At 69.6% G+C, this 25142-nt stretch carries 23 protein-coding genes; 22 read left to right on the top strand and 1 reads right to left on the bottom strand.

Annotated elements, in window-relative coordinates; translation table 11 throughout:
* The first annotated feature begins 4 nt into the window (after nucleotides 1-4).
* From WME75_RS46370 to WME75_RS46345, 6 genes are all read left to right on the top strand, one after another.
* Nucleotides 5-1300 carry a TIGR02270 family protein gene (locus WME75_RS46370; protein WP_437484897.1) on the top strand — a complete coding sequence of 432 codons (1296 nt, stop codon included), beginning with the start codon at nucleotides 5-7 and terminating at the stop codon, nucleotides 1298-1300.
* A 3-nt stretch (nucleotides 1301-1303) separates the two neighbouring features.
* Nucleotides 1304-2437: a DUF2169 family type VI secretion system accessory protein gene (locus WME75_RS46365; protein ID WP_437484895.1), complete on the top strand. Its 1134-nt coding sequence runs from the start codon at nucleotides 1304-1306 to the stop codon at nucleotides 2435-2437.
* Between the two features lies 1 nt (nucleotide 2438).
* On the top strand, nucleotides 2439-3512 hold the full coding sequence (locus WME75_RS46360; RefSeq protein ID WP_437484893.1) for a hypothetical protein: 1074 nt from the start codon (nucleotides 2439-2441) through the stop codon (nucleotides 3510-3512).
* A 32-nt stretch (nucleotides 3513-3544) separates the two neighbouring features.
* On the top strand, nucleotides 3545-5176 hold the full coding sequence (locus WME75_RS46355) for a PAAR-like domain-containing protein (RefSeq protein ID WP_437484891.1): 1632 nt from the start codon (nucleotides 3545-3547) through the stop codon (nucleotides 5174-5176).
* A gap of 8 nt (nucleotides 5177-5184) precedes the next feature.
* On the top strand, nucleotides 5185-6183 hold the full coding sequence (locus tag WME75_RS46350) for a hypothetical protein (RefSeq protein ID WP_437484889.1): 999 nt from the start codon (nucleotides 5185-5187) through the stop codon (nucleotides 6181-6183).
* Between the two features lie 177 nt (nucleotides 6184-6360).
* A complete protein-coding gene (locus WME75_RS46345) occupies nucleotides 6361-6810 on the top strand; it encodes a DUF6484 domain-containing protein (RefSeq protein ID WP_437495074.1) in 450 nt (149 codons plus the stop codon).
* Between the two features lie 8 nt (nucleotides 6811-6818).
* Here the strand turns inward: WME75_RS46345 and WME75_RS46340 are convergent, their stop codons facing one another.
* A complete protein-coding gene (locus WME75_RS46340) occupies nucleotides 6819-9077 on the bottom strand; it encodes a DUF2169 domain-containing protein (RefSeq protein ID WP_437484888.1) in 2259 nt (752 codons plus the stop codon).
* 255 nt (nucleotides 9078-9332) lie between these two features.
* Here WME75_RS46340 and WME75_RS46335 point away from each other — a divergent pair, with 255 nt between their 5' ends.
* The 16 genes from WME75_RS46335 to WME75_RS46260 all read left to right on the top strand — a co-directional run bounded on the left by WME75_RS46335 (nucleotide 9333) and on the right by WME75_RS46260 (nucleotide 25120).
* Entirely contained in the window at nucleotides 9333-10130 is a 798-nt protein-coding gene (locus tag WME75_RS46335) for a hypothetical protein (protein WP_437484886.1), read from the top strand.
* Between the two features lie 386 nt (nucleotides 10131-10516).
* A complete protein-coding gene (locus WME75_RS46330) occupies nucleotides 10517-10900 on the top strand; it encodes a (2Fe-2S) ferredoxin domain-containing protein (protein ID WP_437484884.1) in 384 nt (127 codons plus the stop codon).
* A gap of 14 nt (nucleotides 10901-10914) precedes the next feature.
* Nucleotides 10915-11358 (top strand): hypothetical protein, encoded by a 444-nt coding sequence (locus WME75_RS46325; protein WP_437484882.1) that lies wholly within the window; start codon nucleotides 10915-10917, stop codon nucleotides 11356-11358.
* 2 nt (nucleotides 11359-11360) lie between these two features.
* Nucleotides 11361-11918, top strand: coding sequence for an isochorismatase family protein (locus tag WME75_RS46320; RefSeq protein WP_437484880.1), 558 nt, complete (start codon nucleotides 11361-11363; stop codon nucleotides 11916-11918).
* A 128-nt stretch (nucleotides 11919-12046) separates the two neighbouring features.
* Nucleotides 12047-13459, top strand: a complete 1413-nt coding sequence (locus tag WME75_RS46315; RefSeq protein ID WP_437484878.1) for a sigma-54-dependent transcriptional regulator — start codon at nucleotides 12047-12049, stop codon at nucleotides 13457-13459.
* A gap of 208 nt (nucleotides 13460-13667) precedes the next feature.
* On the top strand, nucleotides 13668-14642 hold the full coding sequence (gspC, locus tag WME75_RS46310) for a type II secretion system protein GspC (protein ID WP_437484876.1): 975 nt from the start codon (nucleotides 13668-13670) through the stop codon (nucleotides 14640-14642).
* 63 nt (nucleotides 14643-14705) lie between these two features.
* Nucleotides 14706-14987 carry a hypothetical protein gene (locus WME75_RS46305; RefSeq protein WP_437484875.1) on the top strand — a complete coding sequence of 94 codons (282 nt, stop codon included), beginning with the start codon at nucleotides 14706-14708 and terminating at the stop codon, nucleotides 14985-14987.
* A gap of 52 nt (nucleotides 14988-15039) precedes the next feature.
* Entirely contained in the window at nucleotides 15040-17625 is a 2586-nt protein-coding gene (gene gspD / locus WME75_RS46300) for a type II secretion system secretin GspD (protein ID WP_437484873.1), read from the top strand.
* Nucleotides 17622-19400: a type II secretion system ATPase GspE gene (gene gspE, locus WME75_RS46295; protein WP_437484871.1), complete on the top strand. Its 1779-nt coding sequence runs from the start codon at nucleotides 17622-17624 to the stop codon at nucleotides 19398-19400. Before gspD ends, gspE begins: the two co-directional genes overlap by 4 nt.
* An 8-nt stretch (nucleotides 19401-19408) precedes the next feature.
* A complete protein-coding gene (gspF, locus tag WME75_RS46290) occupies nucleotides 19409-20635 on the top strand; it encodes a type II secretion system inner membrane protein GspF (RefSeq protein ID WP_437484869.1) in 1227 nt (408 codons plus the stop codon).
* 8 nt (nucleotides 20636-20643) lie between these two features.
* Nucleotides 20644-21057, top strand: a complete 414-nt coding sequence (locus tag WME75_RS46285) for a type II secretion system protein GspG (RefSeq protein WP_437484867.1) — start codon at nucleotides 20644-20646, stop codon at nucleotides 21055-21057.
* 38 nt (nucleotides 21058-21095) lie between these two features.
* Nucleotides 21096-21500 carry a prepilin-type N-terminal cleavage/methylation domain-containing protein gene (locus WME75_RS46280; RefSeq protein ID WP_437484865.1) on the top strand — a complete coding sequence of 135 codons (405 nt, stop codon included), beginning with the start codon at nucleotides 21096-21098 and terminating at the stop codon, nucleotides 21498-21500.
* Nucleotides 21501-21522: 22 nt separating this feature from the next.
* Nucleotides 21523-22224 (top strand): pilus assembly FimT family protein, encoded by a 702-nt coding sequence (locus WME75_RS46275; RefSeq protein ID WP_437484863.1) that lies wholly within the window; start codon nucleotides 21523-21525, stop codon nucleotides 22222-22224.
* Complete coding sequence (locus WME75_RS46270; RefSeq protein ID WP_437484861.1) at nucleotides 22224-22898, top strand: type IV pilus modification PilV family protein; 675 nt, start codon at nucleotides 22224-22226, stop codon at nucleotides 22896-22898. Before WME75_RS46275 ends, WME75_RS46270 begins: the two co-directional genes overlap by 1 nt.
* Nucleotides 22899-22900: 2 nt before the next feature.
* A complete protein-coding gene (locus tag WME75_RS46265; protein WP_437484859.1) occupies nucleotides 22901-23614 on the top strand; it encodes a type II secretion system protein GspJ in 714 nt (237 codons plus the stop codon).
* Between the two features lie 3 nt (nucleotides 23615-23617).
* A complete protein-coding gene (locus WME75_RS46260) occupies nucleotides 23618-25120 on the top strand; it encodes a general secretion pathway protein GspK (protein ID WP_437484857.1) in 1503 nt (500 codons plus the stop codon).
* The last annotated feature ends 22 nt before the right edge of the window (nucleotides 25121-25142 follow it).

Here is a 25142-nt window from a genome sequence, read left to right as displayed (position 1 = left end):
CCACGTGAGAAGAATCCTGAGCGACATTGTAGAGCGGCACGCCGACGAGGCAGCTTTTCTCTGGCACCGGCGAGAGCGAGCGGCCCGATCGACCCTCTTCAATCTGCGGAGCCTGAACGAGCTCGACGCACGTCTCACCGCCAACCTGGATGGGCTCGTGCTCGCAGGGGTCGAGGGGCTCCAGATCGCGATCGCCGCATTCGAACGCGCGACCCGAGACACGGAGGGGCCAGACGGCGAGCTCTTCACAGCATCCTATGTCGCCGCCGAAATCCAGGACAACCTCGCCCTCGCAAAGCTCATCGCATTCGCACAGCACAGGCCGCGCCACGAACGCGCCCTGATCTCCGCACTCGAGTGGCTTGAAGGACGCACTGCGAAGCGCGTGATCTCCGAGCTCCTCTCGAATGACTGTCCACCGGTGCTGCATCGTCTTGGCATCGACGCCTCCGCAGCGAGGCGAGAAGATCCCGGCGCTCCGCTCGGGCGCGCGCTAGGCGCCAGCGACCCGGAACTCCGCGCTTCCGCGTACAGGGCAGCCGGACACCTGGGGCGCAGAGATCTGCTGACCGCGCTGCGCCTCGCGGCCCGCGACCCGAACGATTGCGGGAGCCCCTGGGCCGCATGGGCCGCAGCGCTGCTCGGTGATCACGGCAGCGTGAGTGTCCTGTGGGCTGCTGCCGAGACCGCGCATGGCGACTTCCGCCTCCCGGCAGCGGATCTTGCGGCGCGGATCGACGAGCCGCGCAACGCTATGGCGAAGATCTCGGCGCTGTCCGCCTCCGAGCATACGCTTCCAGCGGCGCTCGCTAGTGCCGCGGCCCGGGGAGATCCTTCGTGCATCCCGTGGGTGCTCGAGATTGTCGCTAGATGCCCGGCGCTCGCGCGGCATGGGTCGTCTGTCTACTTGACAATCACGGGCGTGAAGGCTGATGCTCCGCTCTTTCAGCGAGAGCCCTCCCGGCATCCGTACGAGCCCGAGTTGGAATATCACCTCAGCGACGCCGGCCACGAGCTGCCGGCCCCCGTGGGCGGCGAGTTGGAGGCGCACTGGGCGATCGCCCGACGCCACCTTCGCGAGGGGGTGCGGTATTTGGGAGGGCATCCTCTCTCGCCCGCTTGGCTCCGAGAGTGCCTCTACGCGGGCCTGCAACCATGGCGGGCATCTGCGGCGCTCGAACTCTCTCTCGGCTCGCTGGATACGCGGCTGTTTCCCGTGCTCGCACCGGGAATGACGCAGAAGGCGCTCCTCGACGAGGCCACGTGCCATCGGGGAGAGTTCCTGTGTACGGATGGTTAGTCCATGGAACTGATCAACGGTACCAAGCTCGCTCTCGACGCGATCCAGGCACTCGACAAACACGGGCAACCCTGGCTGGTGGTCATAGCCAAGGGAACCTACCGCATACCTGCGCCCAACAACGTTCCGGAGCTCGACAAAACGCAACGAGGTCTTTTGACCAAAGATGTCTTCGAGGGAGAAGAGGGTCTATCGGCGCCTCTATTCGAAGCCGATTTTGCTCCTATCAAGCCGGCGTGTGACGTCATCATCAAGGGTTCCGCTCACGCGCCGCATGGCAAGCCGGTAACGGAACTGGACGTCGGCGTCATGGTCGGCCCCATCAAGAAGATCGTGCGCGTGGTGGGCGATCGGCGCTGGATTAGGGTGCTCGGCGGGTACAAGCCCAGCATGCCCGAGCCGTTCGTCGGGATGCCGCTATCCTACGGCCGCGCGTTCGGCGGGCTGTTCGACGGCGCGGCGATCGGCTCTGATGATCCGGGAGACTTCCTCGCGCACCCCGCTAACCTCGTCGGCTGCGGCTACGCTCGCGGCAAGCTCCTCGGGCAGATCGAGGGCCGCGCGGTCCCCAACCTGGAGTCTCCTGATAGCCCCATCCAAGACCCTAAGACGCTATATGCGCCCGTCTCGCTCGGCCCCGTCGCGCGCAACTGGGCGCCGCGCCTTACGTTCGCTGGTACCTACGATCAGCGCTGGCAGGACGAGATATACCCCCTCTTGCCGCCCGACTTTGACGAGCGGTTCTACCAGTGCGCGCCAGCGGATCAGCAGATGCCGTATCCCCGGGGAGGGGAGGAGGTGACGATGCTCAACCTGTTTGCCGGTGGCGGTCTGACGCGCTTTTGCCTGCCCGATCTCACGCTCCCGATGATCGCGCTCTCCAGGCGCCGCACACAGGCCCTGCTCTCCCCGAAGGTCGACACGCTCGCCATCGACGCCGACGTGGGCACGTTTGATCTCGTCTGGCGGGCCCGTATGCCCTTGCAACGCAGCGTGCGCGAGGTCCTCGTCGTCGCTGCGGGCAGCATCTGCAAGCGTTGGTGGAAGAGCCGCGTGTTCGGGAGCGGCGACTGCGGGTGCGGCGGGATCGAGACTAGGGACGAGGACCTTGCGCCCGTCACGGAGGTCCTCGCCTGACATGCCCTCACGGACGCCTCTCTTCGTCATCTCGGCCGGCGTCGTGTGCAGTGTGGGCCTGAGCGCCCCCGCCGCCAGCGCCGCCATTCGCGCGTCCCTCAGCCGCTTCAAGGAGACCCATTTCGTCGATGATGCGGAACACCCCGTCTTCGGCGCCCCTGTCCCGTCCGACCGGCTCGGGCTGCCCGGGGGCGCTGGCGGCCTGCTCCTCGGAGGTGAGGACAAGCTCGTGCGCATGTTCCTCCTCGCAGCCACCGAGTGCCTGCGCGGCGCCGACACCGTCGATCTCGCGCGGACCCCCTTACTGATGCTCGGCCCCGAAAACACCCGCCCTGGCGTCTCGGAGGACGCCTTACAGCGGCGGCTGGTAGCCTGCGAGGAGGCGCTTGGCCGCACGCTCCACACCGAGAGCCGCATCAGCGCCACAGGCCGTCCTGGTCTGGTCGATGCCTTAGCCCGCGCCCACGAGCTCCTTGCGAGCCGGGCCGTGCGCTCGGTCCTCGTCGCCAGCACGGATAGCTTGCTCGACGCCGAGGAGGTCAACGACGCGCTGGCGGGCGAGCGGCTGCGCACGAGCGACAATTCGGACGGATTCATCCCCGGCGAGGGCGCGGCGTGCGTGCTCGTGACGCGCACGGGGCCGGGCGAGGAGAAGGGGCGATCACCGCTGCTCACCGTGGCAGGGCTGGGGACGGCGGAGGAGCCCGATAGGTGGATCGACGGCCGGCCCAACGTGGGGCGCGGCCTCGCTCAGGCGATGCGCCAGGCACTGAGGCACGCGGACGTCGCCGCGGACGGGGTCGATTATCGACTAAGCGACTGCTCCGGCGAGTCGTTCTTCTTCGACGAGGCCGCCTATGCCTGGGGGCGCGTGCTGCGCGCGCCGAGCCCGCCGGGGCACGTCCAGATCCTCGTCGCGTCGAGCATCGGCGAGATCGGCGCGGCCGCCGGACCGCTCATGCTGGCCCTCGCGCTAGACGCCGCGCGCAAGCGCTGGGCCCCCGGCCCGGTCTCCCTCGTGCATCTCTCAGGCAGCGGCAGCGCGCGCGCGGCGCTGGTCGCGGTGGCCTCGTGAGCACAAGCCGGACAGGTTAGGAGTAGACGGGCATGCCTCATTTCGTCTTTGCCAACGGCAACGAGATCGCATCGAAGAGCGCCGACGGCGCCTCGCTCGCGTGCCAGCCGGACGTGTGCTTCTCCCCCGGCGCGCCGCTGCCCGGCCTGCCCGTCCCCTATCCCAACTCGGTCTTCGCCCGCGATCTCGACAACCTCTCGCGTACGGTGTTCATCAAAGGCACCGGCGCAGCGCTCGAGGACAAGAGCTATTTCTCTACCAGCTACGGCGACGAGCCGGCGACCCCTGGCCTCAAGAAGGGTGTCATCACCGGCACCATCAAGGGCAAGGCGTACTTCCGATCGTGGTCAATGGACGTGAAGGTTGAGGGCCTCGGTGTCGCCCGCCACATGGACACGGTGACGCACAATCACGTGAACCAACCTAACGCGATGGTGCAGAAATATCGCAGCGTCTGGGACAAAGCCCCTTCCTGCGAGCAGGACCGCAAACAGGTCGAGAAGAACTGCACGCCGAAGGACCAGTCCAAGAAGCCGAAACGCAAGGGGCTCGTACAGAGGCTCGGTAAAGTCGCCTCGGTGCCGGACGAGATGGCGCGGAAGGCGTATCTTTACAAGAGGACCGCCGCCAACGCGTGGGTGGACGACTACTGCGACGGACTCTGGATCAAACCCTCGAACAAGGTCGAGGAGTTCAAGAAGGCCAAGGCGGAGATCGAGAAGTTCCTGAACCAGGACATGTGGTCGCTGGCGCAGTCGGCGTTCGGCGAGCTCATGGAGCTCGCGAAGGCGCAGCTGAGCCCGTGGTTCCTCCTGAAGAAGGCCGGCGGGCTCGCGCTCCGGTCCGTGCTGAAGGAAGGTGGCGCGCTGGCCGCTGGCGCAACCGGCGTCGGGCTCGTCGTCTCGGCCGGATTGACCGCTTGGACCATCGCGGATGTGATCAGCACGGCCACCGAGATTGCCGAGGCGATCGGGCCTGAGGGCCTCGAGATTCTGGCGGACCTCAAGGCGGTCGAGTTCATCGAGAAGATGCTCAAGGACAAGCTGAAGCAGTGGAAGGAAAACCCGACCCAGTTCATGGCGGACGCAATGACGGCCCTGGCTGCCGCCGATGCGTGCACCCGGGCCCGCAAGTGCATGCTGGTCCCCTACGACAAGACAATCCCGGCCTCGGAGGCCGCGCGCTCCGGCGCGGGCTGCTGCCCCGGGCAGACGGGGCACCATGTGATGCCGGGGTCGATGTTCGGGCGGCGCTCGAACGGGACGAGGGACCCGGCCTTCGCGACCGCATGCGCGGGTGGGTACGATCACGGGAATGCCCCAACCATCTGCTTGGAGGGCACGACTGCCTATCATGGCAGCCACGGGGTCGCGCACTCGCAGCTACGGAGCAAGATCGAGAAATACCAGGCAAAGCAGGAGCTCGCGAAGAAGGCGGGGGTCCCTGGGGCCAACCCGGACCGCATGTCATATAGTGACGCGAAGGACGCTGCGCTCGACGCGATCATGTTCGTGGCCCCCCATTGCAGCCGCAAATGCCTGGAAGCCCGGCTCGACGCCTATTACACGAACTGCAACAAAGGCAATGAGAAGAACCTAAAGCCGTCGTACGGCGGCGGCCGCTCGCTGGACACATCGGACGACGGGAATGACAATAATATCTAGGTGTCCGAATGATCTCGATCGATGAGTTCAAGAAACATCTCCTCGGCTTCAACGTACTCGGATGCACGGTCCGGAGCAGGGACGTCTTCTGTTTCGTCGCGCAGGAGGACTACACGGAGTGGCCCGACTGGGATGGCGGCGAGCCGCCGGAGGACGAGGAGCTCGAGAAGCGCCTGATCCCATTTATCCGGAGCAAGCCGGAGGGGCGGCGATGGAGCGCAGCCAAGCTGAGGGGGTTTAACGGGATCCTGATCGGCTTCAGCCCCGCCCCTCCGAAGCCGCAGGTAATCGCGGCCGGCGTGAGCGGAGGAGTCTACGCCACCGGCTCCGGCGACTCCCACATGGAAAAAATCTCCCTCGTCGACGAGGGCGGCCCAAGGCGCGGGGCCATCCTGAAGCTCAAGACGATCGGCGAGCACCTGTACGTCGCCGGGAACAACCGGACGCTCGGCCGCCGAGAGGGCGATCACCGGTGGCTCGCCTACTCCGATCGGATCCCCGAGCCGAAAGGGCGTACGCCTGAAGGCTTCGACGACATCGACGGCTTCGACGAGGGCGACATCTACGCAGTGGGCGGCGCCGGTGACGTCTTCCATTTCGATGGCACGACCTTTCGCCGGTGTGCGTTCCCCAGCAACCAGCTGCTCACGTCGCTGTGCTGCGCGGCCGATGGAAGCGTCTATGTGGGCGCGCTCCACGGCCATGTCTTCAAGGGTCGCGGCGACTCGTGGCGGCAGATCCATCACGGCAACATGACGATCCCGTTCCGGGACATGGTCCCGTACCAAGGCCGCGTCTTTTGCACCAGCGATTATGGTCTCTGGGTCATTGAGGGTGACAAGCTCCGCGAGGCCCCCGTCGGCCCCGAGGTGAAGATCTGCTCGGGGAACCTCTCCGCACGGGATGGGGTGCTCCTCGTGGCCGGCCACGGCGGCGCAGCGTTCTGCGAGGACGGTCGATGGAGCGTCATCTTCCACAGCGGCGCGATGACCGCCGCGGCCAAATGAGGGGCTCGACCCCGGCGTTTGCCACCTGTACAACGACACTGTGGAGATTGAGTGCATATGAGCCAAGGGGAACGAGCAGGCGACGGCCGGCAGGCGCTGGCGGAGCTCGCAGAGACGGCGGACGAGCGTGACTCCTTGCCCGGAGAGCATGAGGCATCTCCATCGCTCGTGGAGCAGATCCTCGCCCAGAACACCGCTCGGTCGTTGCCGCCGCTCGCCAGCCGCATCGACGGAGTTGTGGTGGGCCGTGTTGTAGGCGTTGAAACCTCCGGGGTCGTAGCTGTGACGTTCCCGGGCGCGCCCGAGCACGGGTTGGGTGCGCGCGCCATGACGAGGATCGGCGAGGAGGACCTGGGGCGCGAGGTGGCGCTGATGTTTGAGGAGAGCGACCCGCAGCGCCCGGTCGTGGTGGGCAAGATGGTCTCGCCGCTCGCGGCTGGGCAGGCCGAGGCGACGGCCGACGGGCAGCGGATCGAGATTAAAGCTGAGGAAGAACTCGTCCTGCGCTGCGGTGAATCGAGCATCACGCTAACTCGCGCCGGTAAGATCGTCATCCGCGGCGCGTACGTGCTCTCGCGTTCGTCCGGCGTGAATCGGATCCAGGGCGGGTCGGTCGAGATCAACTAACGCAAGGCTCAGCTCGCCGCACGCAGAGCATCGATCTCGCTCCGCGCCTGCTTGCTAAGCCGCACGTCCTTCACCATGCGCTCGATCCATACGCGGTGGATGTGCAACCACGCGCCCTCCGGAAGACCGCGCTCGACGAGCGCTCCAGCGAGTGCGCCGCGCTCGGCCGCCTCGGCGAGACGCGCGTAATCGCTCACTGCAATGGGGCCGCGCTTCGCTTCCAGCGCGGCGACGTAGGCGCCATCGTAGTCCGAGAGCAGCCTCTTCCTATTGCGCGCAGCTTCGTCGCGGATCCGGTCGAGCCAGTGCGCGTGAACGCGCTGCCATCTCACCTCGTCGAGCTCCTCGACGCGCAAAATGTCGCCGGTCGAGCCCTCGTCGCATGCCAGGCGTGCTGCGATCGCACCGCACCGCTGGGGCGGGTACGCCTCGAAGGCGACCTCCGGAACGGGCTCGTCAACCGCCCCCGGTTCGTCCTGCCCGCCGGCTGTTGCGGCCGCTGTACCTCCGGTGGACTTCGCAGCAGGCGCCACGGCGGACGCCTCGATCGCGCCGAGCACCGGCGGCGGCGCGGGTGGCTCGCGCACCGGTGATGACGCCGGCGCGGGCCAGCGCTCCGCGCGCCCGGCTCCGTCCACCGCCGCAGCGGCCACGTACCGAGCCTGCGACGTCGCGCTCGCAGGCGGCGACTGCACAGACGGGGGCATCGGCTCCGCGGTTGGTGCGGACAGCGGCGGCGGCGCGTACTGGCGAGGCGGCTCCGGGGACATGGTCCACGGCGGCACCGACGCAGGCTGACTCGGCGGCACGGCAGCAGGTGAGTTCGAGCTCGCCCCCCAGCGCACACTGCTCACCGGCGCCGGTGTGCCCCCCTGCGGATCCGGGCGGCGCGATGGAGGCGCCCCCTCCCCATCGCCGCGCGCCGACGCCGGCACGAACGGCAGTCCCACAGTGCTTGACCGAGGTGGGATGCCGCGCTCGGGCACGCCCTGCCCCTGCGTGGAGGCGAACGGCAGCATCACCGACGATACCGTTAGCCCGAGCGCCTCGGTCTTCTCGAGAGGATTCTCGGGGAGCGCCGGCGTGCTCGCGCGCACGCTCGGCGGTGCGCGGTGGTCAGCCGTGATCGCTGCCGATGCGGGCGCGGCCTTGCCGGCCGTCGCCAGCGTCGGGACGGAGCTCGAGCCCCGCGCTGCGCCGCCAGAGAACGGCAGCGCGAGGGACGAGAGCAGGACGGCATTCGGCTCGAGCGTGCCCTCCACGCCGCGCTCGTCGTGTGCCCGCGCGGAGGGCGCCGCATCCGGTGTACCCGGTCCGCTCACGACCACGCGACCAGGGCGGTCTGGTCGATCGAGCAGCACGTGCGCACGCCACACGAGCATCGCGAGCCCGCGATCCGAGTCGATGACCAGCGTGTCGCAGCGCAGCTGGAGCCGCTGTGGGCCGGAACCATGATCGACCATCACGGCGGGCGCAACGGGCGCGAGCCGCGTCGACAGGCGCGCAAAGCGCGGGTGCAAATTTTCGAGGTAGATCACCTCCTCACCGAACGGCTGCGCGCGTTGCTGATCGGGCGGCGCGGCGTTGAAGTACGCCAGATCGAGGTCGTCGGGGAGCGGCCTCTCGTACCACCGGCTCGGTTCCCACCAGGCAGCGTGCCGCTGAAGGCACGCCACGCGCGAGGGCCACTTCGGCGCGATCGGACCGAAGCCCACCGGCGGGACGATGTCGCTGCGCGACGTGAGCCGAAGCCCGACAGGCAACAGATTGGGCGCCGGCACTCGGCCGGAGAGGTCAGCCCGCGCCGCGCTACCGAGCGGCCTGCCGGCTGGATTGCTTGTACCCGAGCCGCCGGCTGCGCGCTCCCACACCAGCGGCATGGTCGTGAAGGGTGCTGGATCGCCGAGCAATCCATCGCGGCCGAAATACCGATCGCCCACCACCTGAATCGACTTGTCGATCTCGCCGGCCACGAGCCGCGCCACGAGCGACGGCACGGGTCGTCCCTCCGGCGCGTACGCACGCCCGGCGACGAGCACCTCGGGGCGCTTCTTGAACGGCACCAGCTCCGATGCGAGCGCCAGACCGTCGCCCTCGCCCGTGTACACGTCGGCCTCGACGACAGGCACCTGCGTCGCAGCGAGCGGCGAAATCTCGGGCCGCAGCTCGAACGTCGTCTTACACACCACCGTGAACGCGAAGCTGCCATGCCGCGGCTGCCACCCGACCTTCGCCACGCCGAGGGCACACTCCGAGATCAGATCCATGCCGCACCTCGCAACCTGGCTGCACTCGTATGACCTCCGGCGTCAAGCTCGTGCGCGCCATACCTCGCGCCGCGGAATCACGAGCATGTCGAGACCAGCAGCCCTGTCGCCGCCGACCAGCTCCCCTCCCCAGGCTCGCGCCAGCGCACGAATACCGCGCGCACCGCGTCTTGCGCGGCAACGCCACACGGACGATCCTGGCCGGACACACTGCGGCCCTCTTGGGCCGCGCTTCCCCGAATGAAGGAGGAATGGATGGCTTCGAAACTGGTGACCGATAGAGAGAAGTCCAGCCGCGCGGTGGCTGCCTCTGCCGCGACGCACGCCGACGAGATCGCAAAAGGCTTCTCGGCCGAGCTCGCGCCGCACCTGAAATCCGGCGAAGCCATGCCCGACGTCGCGCTCCTCGTGCGGCTCATGGCGCGCCGGATCGCCGCGGACACGGCGGCGCTCGTGGCGGCCGACGATGCGCACGAGCACGAGCTCGCAGACGACGCCGCGCCGCGCGAGGCGCGCGACGAGGCCGCGGCGCGGCTGCGCTCGGCGCTCGTCGACGGGCGCGCGGCCATCGACGCGGCCTTCGGTCCGGCGGGGCTGCGCAAGCTCCGGCTCGACGGCGCAGTCCCGGAGGATCCCTCGGTGCTCGTCACGATCGGTGAGCGCGTCGTGAAGGCGCTGCGCGATGCGGACATCAAGCTCCCGAAGCCGAGGCGGGCGTCGATGAAGGTCGACCGCGCCGCGCTCGCCGGCGAGATCGACGCCGAGCTGCCGGCGCTCAGGAAGGCGCTCGCGAAGGCCGCGACCGAGGAGCGCGAGAAGGAGGCGACGCTACGCGCGAAGCAGCTCGCCATGCGCAAGAGCGACCGGAGCTTTGGGCAGGGCGCCGCGTGGCTCGCCACGAGCTGCACCTTCGCGGGCCTCGAGGACCTCGCCGCCAAGGTGCGCCCGTCCGGCCGGCGGCCCGGCCGGACCGCGGTCGAGGAGGAAGGGGAACCCGAGGAAACGGCGCCGCCCGAGGCGCCCGCGGAGCCCACGACGTCCGCAGACATCTGACCTACCGATCACGCACCGGTCGCGACGCACACGCGCCGTTCGCCACGCGCCGCTCGCTGTCGTGCGCGCTGCACACGCTCCGCAAAATCGTCGCACCGCCGCCCAGAAACGCGATGTTCCCGCGGCACACCGCGCTCCGAACCGCTCCCATCGCCCTCCGTCGCGAGCGCGTCCCGTCCGGAGCCCTCCGAACCGCCCCCGCAGCCGCATCACCGCCTTCCGGCGCGCTCCCCAGCCTCGTTGCCGCCGGAGCATGGCCTTCCGGGCGCCTCGTCGTGCTCCTCGCAACTCTCCAGCGCAGCTTCGCAGCTCGCTCCCCTCCCCCGCCCCATCCCTTCACCCGCCCCAGCTTGACCTGGCGCCCGCCACGCACGAGGATTCGCCCCGTGCCCCAGCGAAAACGCTACCTCTTCGTCTGCGTCAACCGCCGCCCGGACGGGGTCCCCAAGGGCTCCTGCGCCCAGCGCGGCGCCGAGGGCATCCACGCGCAGCTCAAGGCCGCCCTCGCCGAGCGCGGCCTCGCGAAGCTCGAGGTGCGCGCCTGCTCCGCCAGCTGCCTCGACGTCTGCTGGGTCGGCCCCGTCATCGCCGTCGAGCCGGACGGCTACTTCTACGGGCGCGTGACCCCCGCGGACATCCCGGAGATCGTCGACGCCCTCGCCGCGGGCCGCCGCGTCGAGCGGCTCGTGCTCCCGCCCGAGGACTTCACGGAGGCCACGGCCGGCCCGCCGCTGCCGGCGCCGCCCCGCGGCGCGCCCCCGGAGGCGTGATGGGCGGAGGCGTGATGCGCGGCTTCGAGTTCTGCGAGACCATGGCCGGGAGCTTCCACCTCGTCGAGTCCCCCGCCGACGAGCGGCCCATGTCGTTCACCATCCGCGCGCGCTCGCGCGGCCTCCTCGCCTTCCTGCGCAGGCCCGAGGTCGAGATCGAGGGCGAGATCGACGCCGAGGGGTTCGCCGATCACCGCTACCTGTCCGGGCGGCTCGGCCTCGATCTCGCGCGCACCGGCACCCTGCCCTACTCCTTCGAGTTCACCGCGAACGACGGCCGCCGCTGCGCGTTCGCCGGCCGGAAGACCGTGCGCCCGGGCGATCTCCTCGAGTCGATGACCCTCCTGCCCGGCGTCCTCGTCGGCGACGGGGGCGCCGTCATCGGCGAGGCGCTCCTCCGCTTCGACCTGCGGAGCGACCTGCTCCGGTTCTTGAGGAGCTTCCGGACCACGAGGTAGCCATGCGAAGGATCGAGCCCTCCACCAGCGCGGTCATCCTCATCGACGTCCAGGAGAAGCTCGCGGCCGCGATGCCGGCGCCCCAGATGGACGCCCTGACCCGCGCCGCGTCGGTGCTGATCGAGGCGGCGCGGCGGCTCGGCGCGGCGGTCATCGCGACCGAGCAGTACCCCGCCGGGCTCGGGCGCACGGTCGCGCCCATCGCCGAGAAGCTCGCCCAGGCGGGCGCGCCGGTCATCCACAAGATGGAGTTCTCCGCCTGCGACGCGCTCGATTTCGAGCGCGCCTTCAACGAGCGCGCGCCCCGCGCCGCCATCGTCGTCGGCATGGAGGCGCACGTCTGCGTCTTCCAGACCGTGCGCGAGCTCGCCGCGCGCGGCGTCGCGGTCCACGTGCCGCTCGACGGCGTCGCCTCGCGCCGCGACGACCACCGGCTCGCCGGCCTCGACCTCTGCCGCGCCGCAGGCGCCACCATCACCACCGCCGAGACCGTCGTCTTCGACTGGCTCAGGGTCGCCGGAACGGACGACTTCAAGCACCTGTCGAAGCTCATCCGCTGAGAACCCTGCGATCTCTGCCGGGCGCCGCGGCGACGAGGTCGCCGTGTCAGTTTGTCAGCCGCCGGCTCGGACGTTGTCAGACCCGTGCTCATCTGGACACGCCGGCGCCGCCTGTGACATGGTGACGCATGGCTGACGATCTGGCACAAATCGGAGCCCCCCCGAGCGCGCCTCCGCCCGCCGGCGCCGCGCCGCCGCCCGGCGCGCCGACGGTCCTCGTGGTCGACGACGAGCCGTCGAACGTCGCCTCGATCGAGAAGATCTTCCAGCGCGACGGCATGCGCGTCATCACGGCGGACAGCGCGAAGGCGGCGCTCGAGATCGTGCGCAGCCGCCGCGTCGAGGTCGTCCTCACCGACCTCATGATGCCGGGGGTCAGCGGGCTCGAGCTGCTCCGCGCGCTGAAGCAGCTCGCGCCCGACACCGAGGTCGTGATGATGACCGCGTACGGCACCGTCGAGACCGCGGTCCAGGCCATGCGCGAGGGCGCTTACGACTTCGTGGAGAAGCCGCTCAAGCGGATGACGATCATCAAGAGCGTCCGCAAGGCCGCCGAGCGCCAGTCGCTCGTCGCCGAGAACCGCTCGCTGCGGCAGGAGATCAAGCTGCTCATGAAGCGCGAGATCGTCGGCTCGAGCCCGACGCTCCGCCGCGTGCTCGACATCGCGACCCAGGCGGCGCCCTCGAGCGCCACGGTGCTCGTGCTCGGCGAGAGCGGCACCGGCAAGGAGCTGCTCGCGCGCTTCATCCACGAGCGCAGCGCGCGGTCGCGGGGGCCGTTCGTCGCGGTCAACTGCGCCGCCATCCCGGAGACCATCCTCGAGGCCGAGCTCTTCGGCCACGAGCGCGGCGCGTTCACCGGCGCCCTCGCGAAGCGCGACGGCCGCTTCGCCAAGGCGGCCGGCGGCACGCTGTTCCTCGACGAGATCGGCGAGCTCTCGCCGGCGGTGCAGGTGAAGCTCCTCCGCGTGCTGCAGGAGGGCGAGTACGAGCCCGTCGGCGGCGACACGGTCCGCGCCGACGTGCGCGTCGTCGCGGCCACAAACAAGGACCTCCGCGCCGAGGTCGCCGCGGGCCGCTTCCGCGAGGACCTGTTCTACCGGCTCAACGTGATCGCGATCACGGCGCCCCCGCTCCGGACCCGGCGCGAGGACATCCCGCTCCTCGTCGACCACTTCCTCGGCGTCTACTGCTCGAAGAACAACCGCCCCCGCCTGGAGGCGCCGCGCGACGTGCTCGCGCGCCTGACCGACTACACGTGGCCGGGCAACGTCCGCGAGCTCGAGAACGTGATGGAGCGCGCCGTGGTGCTCTGCCGCGCCGACCAGCTCTCGGTCGACGACCTGCCCGACTTCATCCGCGAGGCCGCCCCCGCCGAGCCGAGCTCGCTCACGTTCTCGGTCGGCACGCCCCTCGACGAGGTCGAGCGCAGGCTCATCCGCGAGACGCTCCGGCACGCCCGCGGGGACAAGTCCGTGGCCGCGCAGTTGCTCGGCATCTCCACCCGCACGATCTACCGAAAGCTCGGCGAGCTGGAGTGACCCCGCGCGCGCCGTCCGGCGGACCGGGCGCGCTCCGGCGCGCCGGCACCCCCCGTGAAAATCCATTTGTCACTTTGGCAGAGGGGGCTATCCCGGGCGCCTCGGGTGCGTCACCTTGGCGGGGCAGTCCCCGAATTTTCGTGAAAAGCCGGGGGAACTGCCAGCGATTGACCCCTGGCATGGAACCCGCTTAGAGGAGCATGGGCGCATGGGCATCGACGCGATCCTGAAGCGGTATTTTCCCTGGCTCTTGGGCGCGCTGATCGCGCTTGCCGCCTATTTCCAGGCGTCTGGCATGGGTCAGCTCGTGGCCTCGAGCGTCGCGGTCGACGCGCCGCCGGCGCCGGTCAGCCCGCCGCCGCGGTCGCCGACGTTCGGGTCGACCGCGAACACGGACCACGCGACGCACGCCGGGCCGATCCTCTCGCGCAACCCGTTCGACTCGGTGACCGGGCCGCTCGATGGCAAGCCGGTCGAGCTCCCGACCATCGAGCAGGAGATGAGCAACAAGGACCCGTACGCGGACCCGTCGTGCGACGGCGCCCGCGTCCTGCTCATCACGCAGGCCGACGATCCCGAGTGGTCGTTCGCGGCCATGGCCGGCTCGGACGGCAAGGCGATCTTGCGGCGGCAGGGGGATGAGATCAGCGGGCAGACCGTTTACTACGTGGGGTGGGACCGGGTCTGGCTGACCTCCGGCAGCTCGCGGTGCCAGTCCATCGTGGGCGGCAAGAACGCCGGCGCGCGCACCGCCGCGGCGCCGACGCCCGCGCCCGCGCCGACGGCCACGACGTCGAAGGCGACCGCCCGCGGCGGCAAGAAGGTCCCGCCCGAGATCGCCTCGAAGATCCAGCGGGTGAGCGAGACGGAGTTCAACGTGGAGCGCAGCGCCGTCGACCAGATCCTCGAGAACCAGGGCGAGCTGATGCGCTCTGCGCGCATCGTCCCCGAAAAGGAGGGTGACAAGGTGGTCGGCATCCGTCTCTTCGGGATTCGACCGGACTCGCTGCTCGGGACGCTCGGGCTGGAGAACGGAGATCGGCTGTCCAGCATCAACGGGTTTGAGATGAGCGATCCGCAGAAGGCCCTCGAGGCCTATGCGCGGCTCCGGACGGCGGACCGGCTCACGGTGAGCGTCAACCGCAAGGGCAAGCCGATGAACATCGACTTCAACATTAAATGAGCGCTGCGGACTGAATTCCAGGGACGAAAGCAGGGTAGTGGCATGGCGCGATGGATAGGTAGATTGAACGAGGGGAGCCTGCTCCGGCGAACGCTGGTCGTTATCGGCACGTTCGTCCTCGGCTCACTCACGTTCGTCGGGGTCATGAGCCTGGTCCTCGTGTCGGTCGCCAAGGCCGTCCTGCCGCCCCACGGCGCCGAAGGATCCGCGTCGGACGCGGCGGAAGAAGCCGAGGGCGAGGCCACCACCGGGACGAACAAGAGCGCCCTGGGCAGGACATCCCGCTCGAAGCGGCCGCGGCCCCCCTCGCCGGCCGAGCGCGAAAGCGCGCCGAACGCCGACTGAGCGGCGCCGCCCCCCCCAACCCAACCTCACGCAGAGAATATCGAGCCGACTGATGGTGATGACGACCCTCGAGCGATCCTGCTGCCTCCAGAGGAGGCTCCTCGCCGCGCCGGTGGCGGCGCTCGTGCTCGCCGCGGCGGCCCCGCCGGCCGCAGCGCAGCCCGCGAATCGCAGCACTCCCGTGCTGCGGACCCCTGGCCAGGGCGCGCCGGCGCCCGGCCGCCCCGGGGCCCCCTCGACAGCGCCGGGCGCGGGCGCTCCCGCTGCAGGCGCGCCGGGGGCGGCGGGCGCCGCGGGAGAACCGGGGGACGACCCGCTCGCCGGGGTCAAGCAGGGGGTCCAGGAGATCGAGTTCAAGCCGAAGCCCGGCGGCTACAAGGTCAGCTTCAACCTCGACGAGGCCGACCTGCCCGAGCTGGTGAAGGCGATCAGCAACATCACCGGGCGCAGGTTCATCTACGGCGGCAAGCTCCGGCAGATCAAGGCCACGGTGTACGCGCCGGAGAAGGTGACCGTCGCCGAGGCGTACAGCGCGTTCCTGTCGATCCTCGCCTCGAACGACCTCACCGTCATCCCCCACGGCCGCTTCCTCAAGATCGTGGAGACGCCCGGCGCGGTCTCGGAGACGACCCCCGTGTTCGGCACCGCCGCGCCCGTGCCCGCGGAGGACCGGTTCGTCACCCGCCTGTACCGGCTGTCCCATATCGACGCCAACGACGCGGGCGGCGTCCTGACCAAGTTCAAATCGAAGGACGGCGACGTCACCGTCTACCCGCCCGGCAACCTGCTCATCATCACGGACACCGGGTCGAACATCCAGCGCATGCTCCGGATCGTCGAGGAGATCGACGTCGGCGGCGCCGGCGACCAGCTGTGGGTGCAGCCGGTTCACTATGGCTCCGCCGCGGAGGTCGCGACGAAGCTGAACGAGATCGTGGACCCGAGGGCCGGCGGCGGTGGCGGCGGCAGGGCCGGCAGGGGCGCCCCCCCCGGCGCCGGCGGCACCGGCGCGCGCATCATCGCGGACGACAGGACCAACTCGCTCATCATCACCGCCTCCGAGCCGGACTACCTGCGCGTCCTCGGCATCCTGAAGCGGCTCGACGTGCCGCAGTCGGGGGAGGGGCAGGTCCACGTGCTCTCGCTCCAGCACGCCGGCTGCAAGGAGCTGTCGGCGACGCTGAACCAGGTCCTCGGCGGCAGCGGGGGCGGCGGCGGCGGCGCCGCCGTGGGCGGCAGGGCGGCCGCGCGCAACGCGCCTGCGGTGCCCGGCTCGACCGACGACATCTTCGAGGGCCAGGTCAAGGTCACCTGCGACGAGGCGAGCAACAAGCTCCTCATCACCTCGTCGCCCCACGATTACGCCCAGCTGCGCACCGTGATCGACCAGCTCGACGAGCCGCGACGGCAGGTGTTCATCGAGGCCGTGATCATGGACGTGGACGTCAAGCGCTCGCTCGACTTCGGCATCGGCTACCACGCCGGCGCGCCCTTCACCGGCCAGGCCGAGGACGACAGCGTGGTCTACGGCGGCAACAACATCGTCCCGTCGGTCGGCGGCCTGCCGACGCAGCTCGGCGCGCTCGCGCTGGGCGTCCGGGGCCCCGAGATCCAGGGCACGAGCAACATCCTCGGGACGGGCATCTCGATCCCGGCGTTCGGCGTCGTCCTCCACGCGCTGGCCCAGGACGGCGACTCCAACATCCTCGCGACGCCGCACATCCTCGCGACCGACAACGTGCCGGCCGAGATCTCGATCGGCCAGAACATCCCGCTGCAGACCAACGTGGGCGGCGGCGGGCTCGGCCAGCTCGCGAACCTCGCGGGCGGCGCGGGCGGGGCGGCGGGGCTCGGCGGCCTCGGCGGCCTGCTCGGCGGCCTCGGCGGGCTCGGCGGCACGGCCGCGCGCCAGGACGTCGGCACGAAGATCAAGGTCATCCCCCACGTCAACGACTCGGACCAGGTGCGGCTGGAGCTCACGGAGGAGATCTCGGACGCCGGCGCCCCCCTGGGCGCGCTCGGCGCGATCCCCATCAACAAGCGCACCGCGAGCACGACCCTCGTCGTCAGGGATCAGCAGACCGTGGTGATCGGCGGCCTGGTGCGCGACGCCCAGACCAGCCAGGAGACCAAGATCCCGGTGCTGGGCGACATCCCGGTGCTCGGATTCCTGTTCCGGCAGCGGGTCAAGACCATGACCAAGGCGAACCTCCTCCTCGTGCTGACGCCCTACGTCATCCGCGATCAGGAGGACCTCCGGGCCATCTTCGAGCGCAAGATGCAGGAGCGACAGGAGTTCATCGATCGCTACTTCGTCTTCAGCGACAGCGCCGCCTGGGAGCCGCCGCGCGACTTCAGCCGGGCGAACGGGCTCGTCGAGGATATCCGTCAGTCGATCCTGACCGAGGAGGAGCGGGCGCGCCTCGAGGAGGAGGCGCGGCCGAGGGGGCCGCAGGAGCACGCGCCGGTGGAGCCGGTCGGGCTGCCGACGTTCGGAGGCAAGGCCGGCGGGCCGATGGCGCCTGGTATGGTCGACATGGAGGGCGACGTGCCCCCGCCCCCGCCGCCGAACGGGGCGGCGCCGCCGGCGCGCCCGCGGCGACCGATCGGCGGACGGCAGATGGAGCGCGTCGAATGAGCATGCAGCAGCAGCAGTACCTCGGCGAGATCCTGGTCCGGCGGGGCGTCGTCCCCGCGGAGCGGCTCGCGCCGCTCTACGACACCGTCCGCGAGCGCGGACAGCTGCTCGCGGACCTCATCGTCTCCTCCAACATCGCCGACGAGGCGAGCATCGCGAAGGCGCTCGCCGAGGAGTGCGAGGTCGGCCTCCTCCCGCGCATCGACATCGACGCGGTGTCGCTCGAGCTCGCGAGCCGGGTGCCGATCACCTACGCCAAGCAGCACAAGATCCTGCCGCTCGCCGAGCAGGACGGGGTCGTCTACTGCGCGGTCGCCGACCCCCTCGACACGACCGCGATCGACGACGTGCGGGCGCTGTTCGGCAAGCCGGTCGAGATCGCGGTCGCCACGAGCGACGCGGTGCTGAACGCGATCAACCGCATCTGGGAGCGCAAGGAGGACGGCGGCGCGAAGCTCGAGGGCGACACGGCGCTCGAGGAGGACAACCTCGTCGACATCATCGACTCGGACGACGACGCCCCGATCATCGCCTGGGTCAACGGCCTCTTCGCGCAGGCGGTCCGCGAGCGGGCGAGCGACATCCACATCGAGCCCGAGGAGCGCGACGTCGTCGTCCGCTACCGGATCGACGGCGAGCTCTACATCGCGAAGCGCGCCTCGAAGCAGTTCATGGCGCCGATCATCGCCCGCGTGAAGATCATGGCGTCGCTCAACATCGCCGAGAAGCGGCTGCCCCAGGACGGCCGCATCACCCTGAAGATCGCGGGCAACAGCGTCGACATCCGCGTCTCGACGGTGCCGACGAGCCGCGGCTTCGAGCGGATCGTGATGCGCATCCTGCACAAGGCGTCGGTCCTGCTCGGGCTCGACGACCTCGGCTTCGCGCCGCGCGAGTACGCCATCATGGACGGGCTCATCCAGCGGCCGGACGGCATCATCCTCGTCACCGGCCCGACCGGCAGCGGCAAGACGACGACGCTCTACGCCTGCCTCAACCGGATCAACGAGCCGAGCCGGAACATCCTCACCGCGGAGGACCCGGTCGAGTACGAGATCGGCGGCATCCACCAGATCCACGTCCACCCCGGCATCGGGCTCACCTTCGCCTCGGCGCTCCGCGCGTTCCTCCGCCAGGATCCGGACGTGATCATGGTCGGCGAGATCCGCGACAAGGAGACCGCCGAGATCGCCATCCACGCGTCGCTGACCGGCCACCTCGTGCTCTCGACCATCCACACGAACGACGCGGCCGGCGCCGTGACGCGCCTGGTCGAGATGGAGATCGAGCCGTTCCTCGTGCGGAGCAGCGTGATCGGCATCCTCGCCCAGCGCCTCGTGCGCCTGCTCTGCCCGGCGTGCAAGGTCGCCTACCACCCCTCGGACTACGAGCTCCAGCAGCTCGGCCTCGACCAGGACCGGATCGCCTGGAAGGTGCGGCGCAAGGTCTCGAACCGCTACAGCGTGCACGGGCAGAAATATGACTACATCGGGCAGGACCTCGACCGGGCCGTGTTCTACAAACCCGGGGGCTGCGACGCCTGCAACCAGAAGGGCTTCGTCGGCCGGCGGGGCATCTACGAGCTGATGGTCATCGACGACGCCGTGGGTCCGCTCATCCTGAAGAGCGCAGACGCGCAGAGCATCAAGCGGGTCGCCATCTCCCAGGGCATGGATACGCTCCGCGACGACGGGGCGCGCAAGGTGCTCAAGGGCATCACCACCGTCGAGGAGGTCCTCGCGGCGACGCAGGAAGACGTCATCGTCGACGAGTAGGGAAGGCCGTGGCGGTATTCGAATACAAAGGCATCCTCGTCGGCACCGGCAAGCCGGTCAAAGGGGTCCGTGACGCGGAGAACGCGAAGGCCCTCCGGGTCGCCCTGCGCAAGGACGGCATCATGCTCACCGGCGCGACCGAGGAGCGGGCCGCGAAGGCGAAGGCGAAGCGCGATCTCAAGCTCTTCGCCTTCGCGGGCCGCCCCTCGACGTCCGAGGTCGCCATGATGACCCGCCAGCTCGCGACGCTCATCGGCGCCGGCATCCCCCTCTTCGAGTCGCTCAACGCGCTCATCGAGCAGGTCGAGAAGGAGTCCCTGAAGCGGGCCCTCACGCAGGTGCGCGAGCAGGTGCGCGAGGGCACGAGCTTCGCGAAGGCGCTGGAGGGGCACCCCACGGTCTTCCCGCCGCTCTACGTCAGCATGGTGCGCGCCGGCGAGGCGTCCGGCACGCTCGAGGGCGTGCTGCTCCGCCTCACGGTCTTCATGGAGAACCAGGCGAAGCTCGTGGGCAAGGTGACCGCGGCCCTCGCCTACCCGGCGCTCATGGCGATCATCGGCATGGGGCTCATCTCGGTCCTCATGATCGCGGTCGTGCCGAACGTGAAGGACATCTTCGCGTCGATGGACCAGACGCTGCCCTGGTACACCTCGGCGCTCATCGGCACGTCGGCGTTCGCCTCGAGCTACTGGTGGCTCGTGCTGATCGTGATGGTCTCCGCGGTGTACGGGTTCCGCCGCTGGCTGCGCACGCCGAAGGGGCGCCTCAAGTGGGACACGTTCGTGCTCAGCGCGCCCATCTTCGGCAAGCTCATCCAGATGCTGTCCATCGCGCGCTTCGCGCGGACCCTCGCGACCCTGCTCTCGTCGGGCGTCGCGCTCCTCAGCGCGATGGACATCGTTCGGAGCGTGCTCGGCAACGCCGCCCTGGAGAAGGTCATCGCCGACGCGATCAGCTCGATCCGCGAGGGCCAGAGCATCGCCGATCCGCTGAAGCGCAGCGGCCGCTTCCCGCCGATCGTCATCCACATGATCGCCATCGGCGAGAGGAGCGGGCAGCTCGAGGCGATGCTGGAGAACGTCGCCAACGCCTACGACTCCGAGGTCGAGACCCGCGTCCAGGTGCTCACGAGCCTGCTCGAGCCGCTCATGATCGTCATCATGGGCGGCACGGTCGCGTTCATCGCGATATCCATCCTCATGCCGCTCATGCAGATGTCGAACTTCGTCGGGTAGAGGGCTTCATGGGGCGCCGGAGACACCGAGAGAGCACGATTTTCTTCCCGTGGGAGCGCGGCGGCGGGCTCTTCCGGCGGAGCGGCGTGGCGCGCGCGCGGCCGTTCGCCGCCGGCCTGGGGATGGTGCTCCTGCTCCTGCTCCTCGGCGCGCGCGAGCGGCGGCTCGTGGGAATTCGCTCGACGCGCGCCACGTTGTCTGTCGTCCACGGGGCGATCACGCTGTACCGCGCCGACCACGAGCGGCGGTGCCCGGCTTCGCTGGAAGAGCTGAAGCGCGAGGGATACCTCGCGATCGATCTGGTCGACGCCTGGGGGAGGCCGCTCCGGCTCACCTGCCCTGGCAGGACGGACGCGGAGGGATACGATCTGATGAGCGACGGTCCGGACGGCGAAATCGGCGGCCTTGACAGGGTGGAGTGAGGGACATGGAGACGAACAGGGCAATGAGGATTCGAAGGTTGGGCCGGAGGCTCTCGCGGGGCGTGACCCTGGTCGAGGTGCTGATCGTGGTGACGATCATGGCGATCATCGCCGGCGGCGCCACGCTCGTGCTGTGGCCGAAGCTCGAGGCCGCGAAGGTCAGGAGCGCCTACACCGGCACGTCGGTCATCAAGACGGCGGCGGATCAGTACCAGAACCTCGGCGCGGGCGGCGAGGGCTGCCCGACCATGCAAGCGCTCGTGAGCGCGAAGCAGATCGACGCCAACAAGACGGACGACCCCTGGGGGCAGCCGTACCGGATCAAGTGCGAAGAGGGCGATATCCGCGTCTACTCGATTGGCAAGGACAAGAAAGAGAGCACCCCGGACGACATCCGGGACAACATGAGACAGTCCGAGATCAGCAAGATCGCGGAGATGTGACGCCGACGCGGAGGGAGCGCTCATGACACGCCGCCTGCGCACGAGGGGAGTCACGCTTGTCGAGGTGCTGATCTCCGTCACGGTGATCGCGCTCATCAGCGGCTCGGTGATCCTCGGCATGGGCGCGGTCACGAGCGCCCGGCTGAAGCGGAGCGCGGCGCTGCTCGCGGGCGCCGTCCGGGTCGCCTACGCCCACGCGAACGCGAAGTCGAAGCCGATGCGCCTGGTCTTCGATTTCGAGGAGCGGATGATCGTGCTCGAGGAGTCCACGGGCGAGCTCCTCGTCGAGAGGAACGACCGGACCGGCGGCGCCGCCGCGGCCACGGAGGCCGAGCGGGCGGCGGTGGCCGAGGCCGAGGCGATCCTGAAGGGGCCCCGCGCGCCGCGGCCGTCGTTCGAGCCGACGAAGGCGTTCGGCTTCGACCCCACGAGCGACAAGCCAGGCAAGGAGCTGTCGAGCGGCGTCCGCTTCCTCCAGGTGGAGACAGGGCACCAGGACGAGCCCGTGACGGAGGGGCGCGCCTACCTGTACTTCTGGCCTGGCGGCCAGACCGAGCACGCGGCCGTCCAGCTCTCGCTCGGCGGCCAGGAGACCGAGGACGCCGTGATGACGCTGCTCGTCTCGCCGCTCACCGGCAAGACCGAGATCAGGCGAGGCAAGGTGAGCATGCCGAGGCCGCGCGACGACGCCGAGGAGTCGGAGCGCGAGGACACGGGGTTCTGATGCGCGCCCGCGGCTTCACCCTGCTCGAGATCATGGTGGCGGTGGCCATCCTCGGCCTCGGGCTCACCGCGATCCTCTCCGCCCAGGCCGGCGCCTTCTCGGCGGCGGCGCACGCGCGGAACATCAGCCTCGCGAACGGGCTCGCGCGCTGCAAGATGACCGAGATCGAGGAGCGGCTCGCCAAGGACGGCCTGCCGGCGCTCGACGAGGCCGACAACGGGCCGTGCTGCGAGGGCGACGAGTCGACCTTCATCAAGTGCTCCTGGCGCATCGACAAGCCGGAGATGCCCGAGCCCAACTACGGCGAGCTGGATCTCGATACGAACCTCGAGGGGCTCGGCGAGCTCACCAAGCCGGCCGAGTCGAGCGGCTCCGCCGCCCCGAGCGGCAGCCTCGACGATCTCGCGCAGTCGCTCGTCGGCGCGCCGGGCGGCGAAGGGAGCGGCGAGTCCGCCGGCGGGATCGCGGGGCTCCTGCAGCCGTTCGTGGACATGCTCGCGCCGACGCTCCAGCCGATCTTCGAGGCGAGCGCGCGGCGGGTGACGGTCAAGCTGACCTGGCAGCAAGGGTCGCAGGAGCACGCGCTCGAGCTCGTGCAGTGGGTCACGGTGCCCCAGATGGGCCAGCCCGATGAGACAGGCGCGGGCGGCGCGGGCCAGGGAGGAGGGGGCTGACCATGACGGCGCGAAGGGCGAGCTCTCTCCGCAGGCGCCGCGGCCGATCGGGCGGGGTGACCCTCCTCGAGGTCCTCGTCTCGATCTCCATCCTGGCGCTCATCGGGACGCTCATCTACGGCGCGTTCGACGGCATGAGCCGGTCGCGCGCGGGCATCTCGCGCATCAGCGACCGCTACCACCAGGGCCGCGGCGCGATCGCCCGCATCTCGCGCGAGCTCCAGGCGGCGTTCCTGTCCCGGCACCAGCCGGCCGACAAGAACATCGCGGTGCGGCTCACGGCCTTCGCCGGGCAGGACTCGTCGCCCGCCGACCGCGTCGATTTCACCGCGTTCGCGCACCGGAGGCTCGTCAGGAACACGCACGAGTCGGACCAGTGCGAGGTGGGCTATTTCGGCTCGCGCGACCCCGATCGCGACAAGCTCGATCTCGTGCGGAGGGAGGCGAAGGTCATCGACCTCGAGCCGACGAGGGGAGGCGTCGTCAACGTGCTCGCCGAGGACATCGAGAGCTTCAATGTCCAGTACCTCGATCCCGTCACCGGGGAGTGGGTCGACTCGTGGGACTCGACCCAGCCGGCGGCGCAGTTCGAGCGGCTCCCGTCGCAGGTGTGGGTGACGCTGGTCCTGAACGGCGGGCCGGGCGGCAAGCCCATCCAGTTCGAGACGAAGGTGCCCATCCCGATGCAGGTCCCCATCGCCTTCGGGGCCAACTGAGCCATGAGCCACCCGAGGAGCCCCCACGCCGAGGAGCGCGCCGCCCCCACCCTGCCGGGCGGACGCGGCCGCCTCCGCCGCCTCCGGAGGCGGCGCGACCGGCGGGGCGTGGCGCTCGTCATGGTGCTCGGCGCGATCACGGTGCTCACCGTGTTCCTGACCGAGCTCCAGGAAGAGACCTCCACCGAGCTCTCGGCGGCGCTCGCCGATCGCGACGCGCTCCGGGCCGAGTACTACGCGCGGAGCGCCGTGAACCTGTCGCGGATGCTCATCGCCTCCGAGCCGAGCGTCAGCTCGACGCTCGGGCCGATGCTCGCCATGATCGGGCTCAAGGGCAATTTCCAGGTGCCGGTCTGGAAGTTCACCGACATGTTCCTCGGCCCGTTCAACGCGCAGCTCGTCGAGCCGGGCGCGGCGCCGCCCGCCGAGGCCACCGGCCAGGCCAGCGCGGCGACGGGCAAGAACCTCGGGCTCACCGGCGGCGGCCGCTTCGAGCTCAAGATCGTCGACGAGGACTCGAAGATCAACATCAACCGCGCCGCCGACGACGTGGGTGGCATCGCGGATCAGATCGCCATCGGGGCACAGCTGGTCAGCCTGATGAGCCCCGCCCAGTACAATGCGCTCTTCGAGGAGCGCGACGGCGACGGCCAGTTCTCGGATCGCACGACCATCTGCAGCGCGCTCATCGACTGGGCCGACCCCGGCGACCAGACGTTCGCCTGCGACTCGTCGACGAACGCCCCGAGCTCCACCGGCGCCGAGGACAGCTTCTACCAGACGGTCGGCCTCCCCTATCAGCGCAAGAACGCCCCCTTCGACTCGTTCGAGGAGCTGCGCCTGATCCGGGGCATGAGCGACGACTTCTGGGCGACGTTCGTCGACCCGGATCCGAACAACCCGGACAAGCGGGTCCTGACCGTCTGGGGCAGCCGGAAGCAGAAGGTGAACGTGACGTCGGCGAACGCGCAGCTTCTCCTCACGCTCACCTGCAGCGACCAGTTCGTGGACATCGCGGCGACGCCGCTCTGCACCGACGTGAACCAGCAGACGGCGTTCCTGACCGTGGCGTCGCTCGTGCAGAGCATGACGGGCGGGATCCTCTTCCCCACCCCGAAAGATTTCGTCGACGCCATGACCCAGAAGACCGGCAATTCGCTCGGTGCGATGCTCGGGCAGCAGCTCAAGGCGATGGGCGTCGAAGCGGTCAAGTTCAAGCCGAACGCCACGAAGTCCCTCGGCAACAGGAGCAGCTTCCTGAGCATCTATGCCGATGGCATCGTCCCGGGGAACAAGCGGGAGACGCGCGTACGCGTACATGCTGTGCTCGATCTCACGGGGGCAACGAAGATCACCGATACAAGGCAGGACGGGTCGGGCTCCCCTGGGCCCGACCCCAATCAGCCCAACGCGAATCAGACCGGCGCCCCCGCGACGCCGGAGACGTACGAAACGCAGGTACGATCGAACCCCGCCGGGACGATCATCTACTATCGGATCGAATAGGACACCCCTCCGGGAAGAAGCG

The sequence above is a fragment of the Sorangium sp. So ce1014 genome (genome assembly GCF_051521505.1).
GTDB lineage: Bacteria > Myxococcota_A > Polyangia > Polyangiales > Polyangiaceae > Sorangium.
This window is presented reverse-complemented; position numbering and strand designations above follow the sequence as displayed.

Coding starts and splice junctions, on each gene's coding strand:
- WME75_RS46365 (WP_437484895.1), top strand. CDS start 1,304: ATGGAACTGATCAACGGTACCAAGCTCGCTCTCGACGCGATCCAGGCA.
- WME75_RS46360 (WP_437484893.1), top strand. CDS start 2,439: ATGCCCTCACGGACGCCTCTCTTCGTCATCTCGGCCGGCGTCGTGTGC.
- WME75_RS46355 (WP_437484891.1), top strand. CDS start 3,545: ATGCCTCATTTCGTCTTTGCCAACGGCAACGAGATCGCATCGAAGAGC.
- WME75_RS46350 (WP_437484889.1), top strand. CDS start 5,185: ATGATCTCGATCGATGAGTTCAAGAAACATCTCCTCGGCTTCAACGTA.
- WME75_RS46340 (WP_437484888.1), bottom strand. CDS start 9,077: ATGGATCTGATCTCGGAGTGTGCCCTCGGCGTGGCGAAGGTCGGGTGG.
- WME75_RS46335 (WP_437484886.1), top strand. CDS start 9,333: ATGGCTTCGAAACTGGTGACCGATAGAGAGAAGTCCAGCCGCGCGGTG.
- WME75_RS46325 (WP_437484882.1), top strand. CDS start 10,915: ATGCGCGGCTTCGAGTTCTGCGAGACCATGGCCGGGAGCTTCCACCTC.
- WME75_RS46320 (WP_437484880.1), top strand. CDS start 11,361: ATGCGAAGGATCGAGCCCTCCACCAGCGCGGTCATCCTCATCGACGTC.
- WME75_RS46315 (WP_437484878.1), top strand. CDS start 12,047: ATGGCTGACGATCTGGCACAAATCGGAGCCCCCCCGAGCGCGCCTCCG.
- gspC (WP_437484876.1), top strand. CDS start 13,668: ATGGGCATCGACGCGATCCTGAAGCGGTATTTTCCCTGGCTCTTGGGC.
- gspD (WP_437484873.1), top strand. CDS start 15,040: ATGGTGATGACGACCCTCGAGCGATCCTGCTGCCTCCAGAGGAGGCTC.
- gspE (WP_437484871.1), top strand. CDS start 17,622: ATGAGCATGCAGCAGCAGCAGTACCTCGGCGAGATCCTGGTCCGGCGG.
- WME75_RS46285 (WP_437484867.1), top strand. CDS start 20,644: ATGGGGCGCCGGAGACACCGAGAGAGCACGATTTTCTTCCCGTGGGAG.
- WME75_RS46275 (WP_437484863.1), top strand. CDS start 21,523: ATGACACGCCGCCTGCGCACGAGGGGAGTCACGCTTGTCGAGGTGCTG.
- WME75_RS46270 (WP_437484861.1), top strand. CDS start 22,224: ATGCGCGCCCGCGGCTTCACCCTGCTCGAGATCATGGTGGCGGTGGCC.
- WME75_RS46265 (WP_437484859.1), top strand. CDS start 22,901: ATGACGGCGCGAAGGGCGAGCTCTCTCCGCAGGCGCCGCGGCCGATCG.
- WME75_RS46260 (WP_437484857.1), top strand. CDS start 23,618: ATGAGCCACCCGAGGAGCCCCCACGCCGAGGAGCGCGCCGCCCCCACC.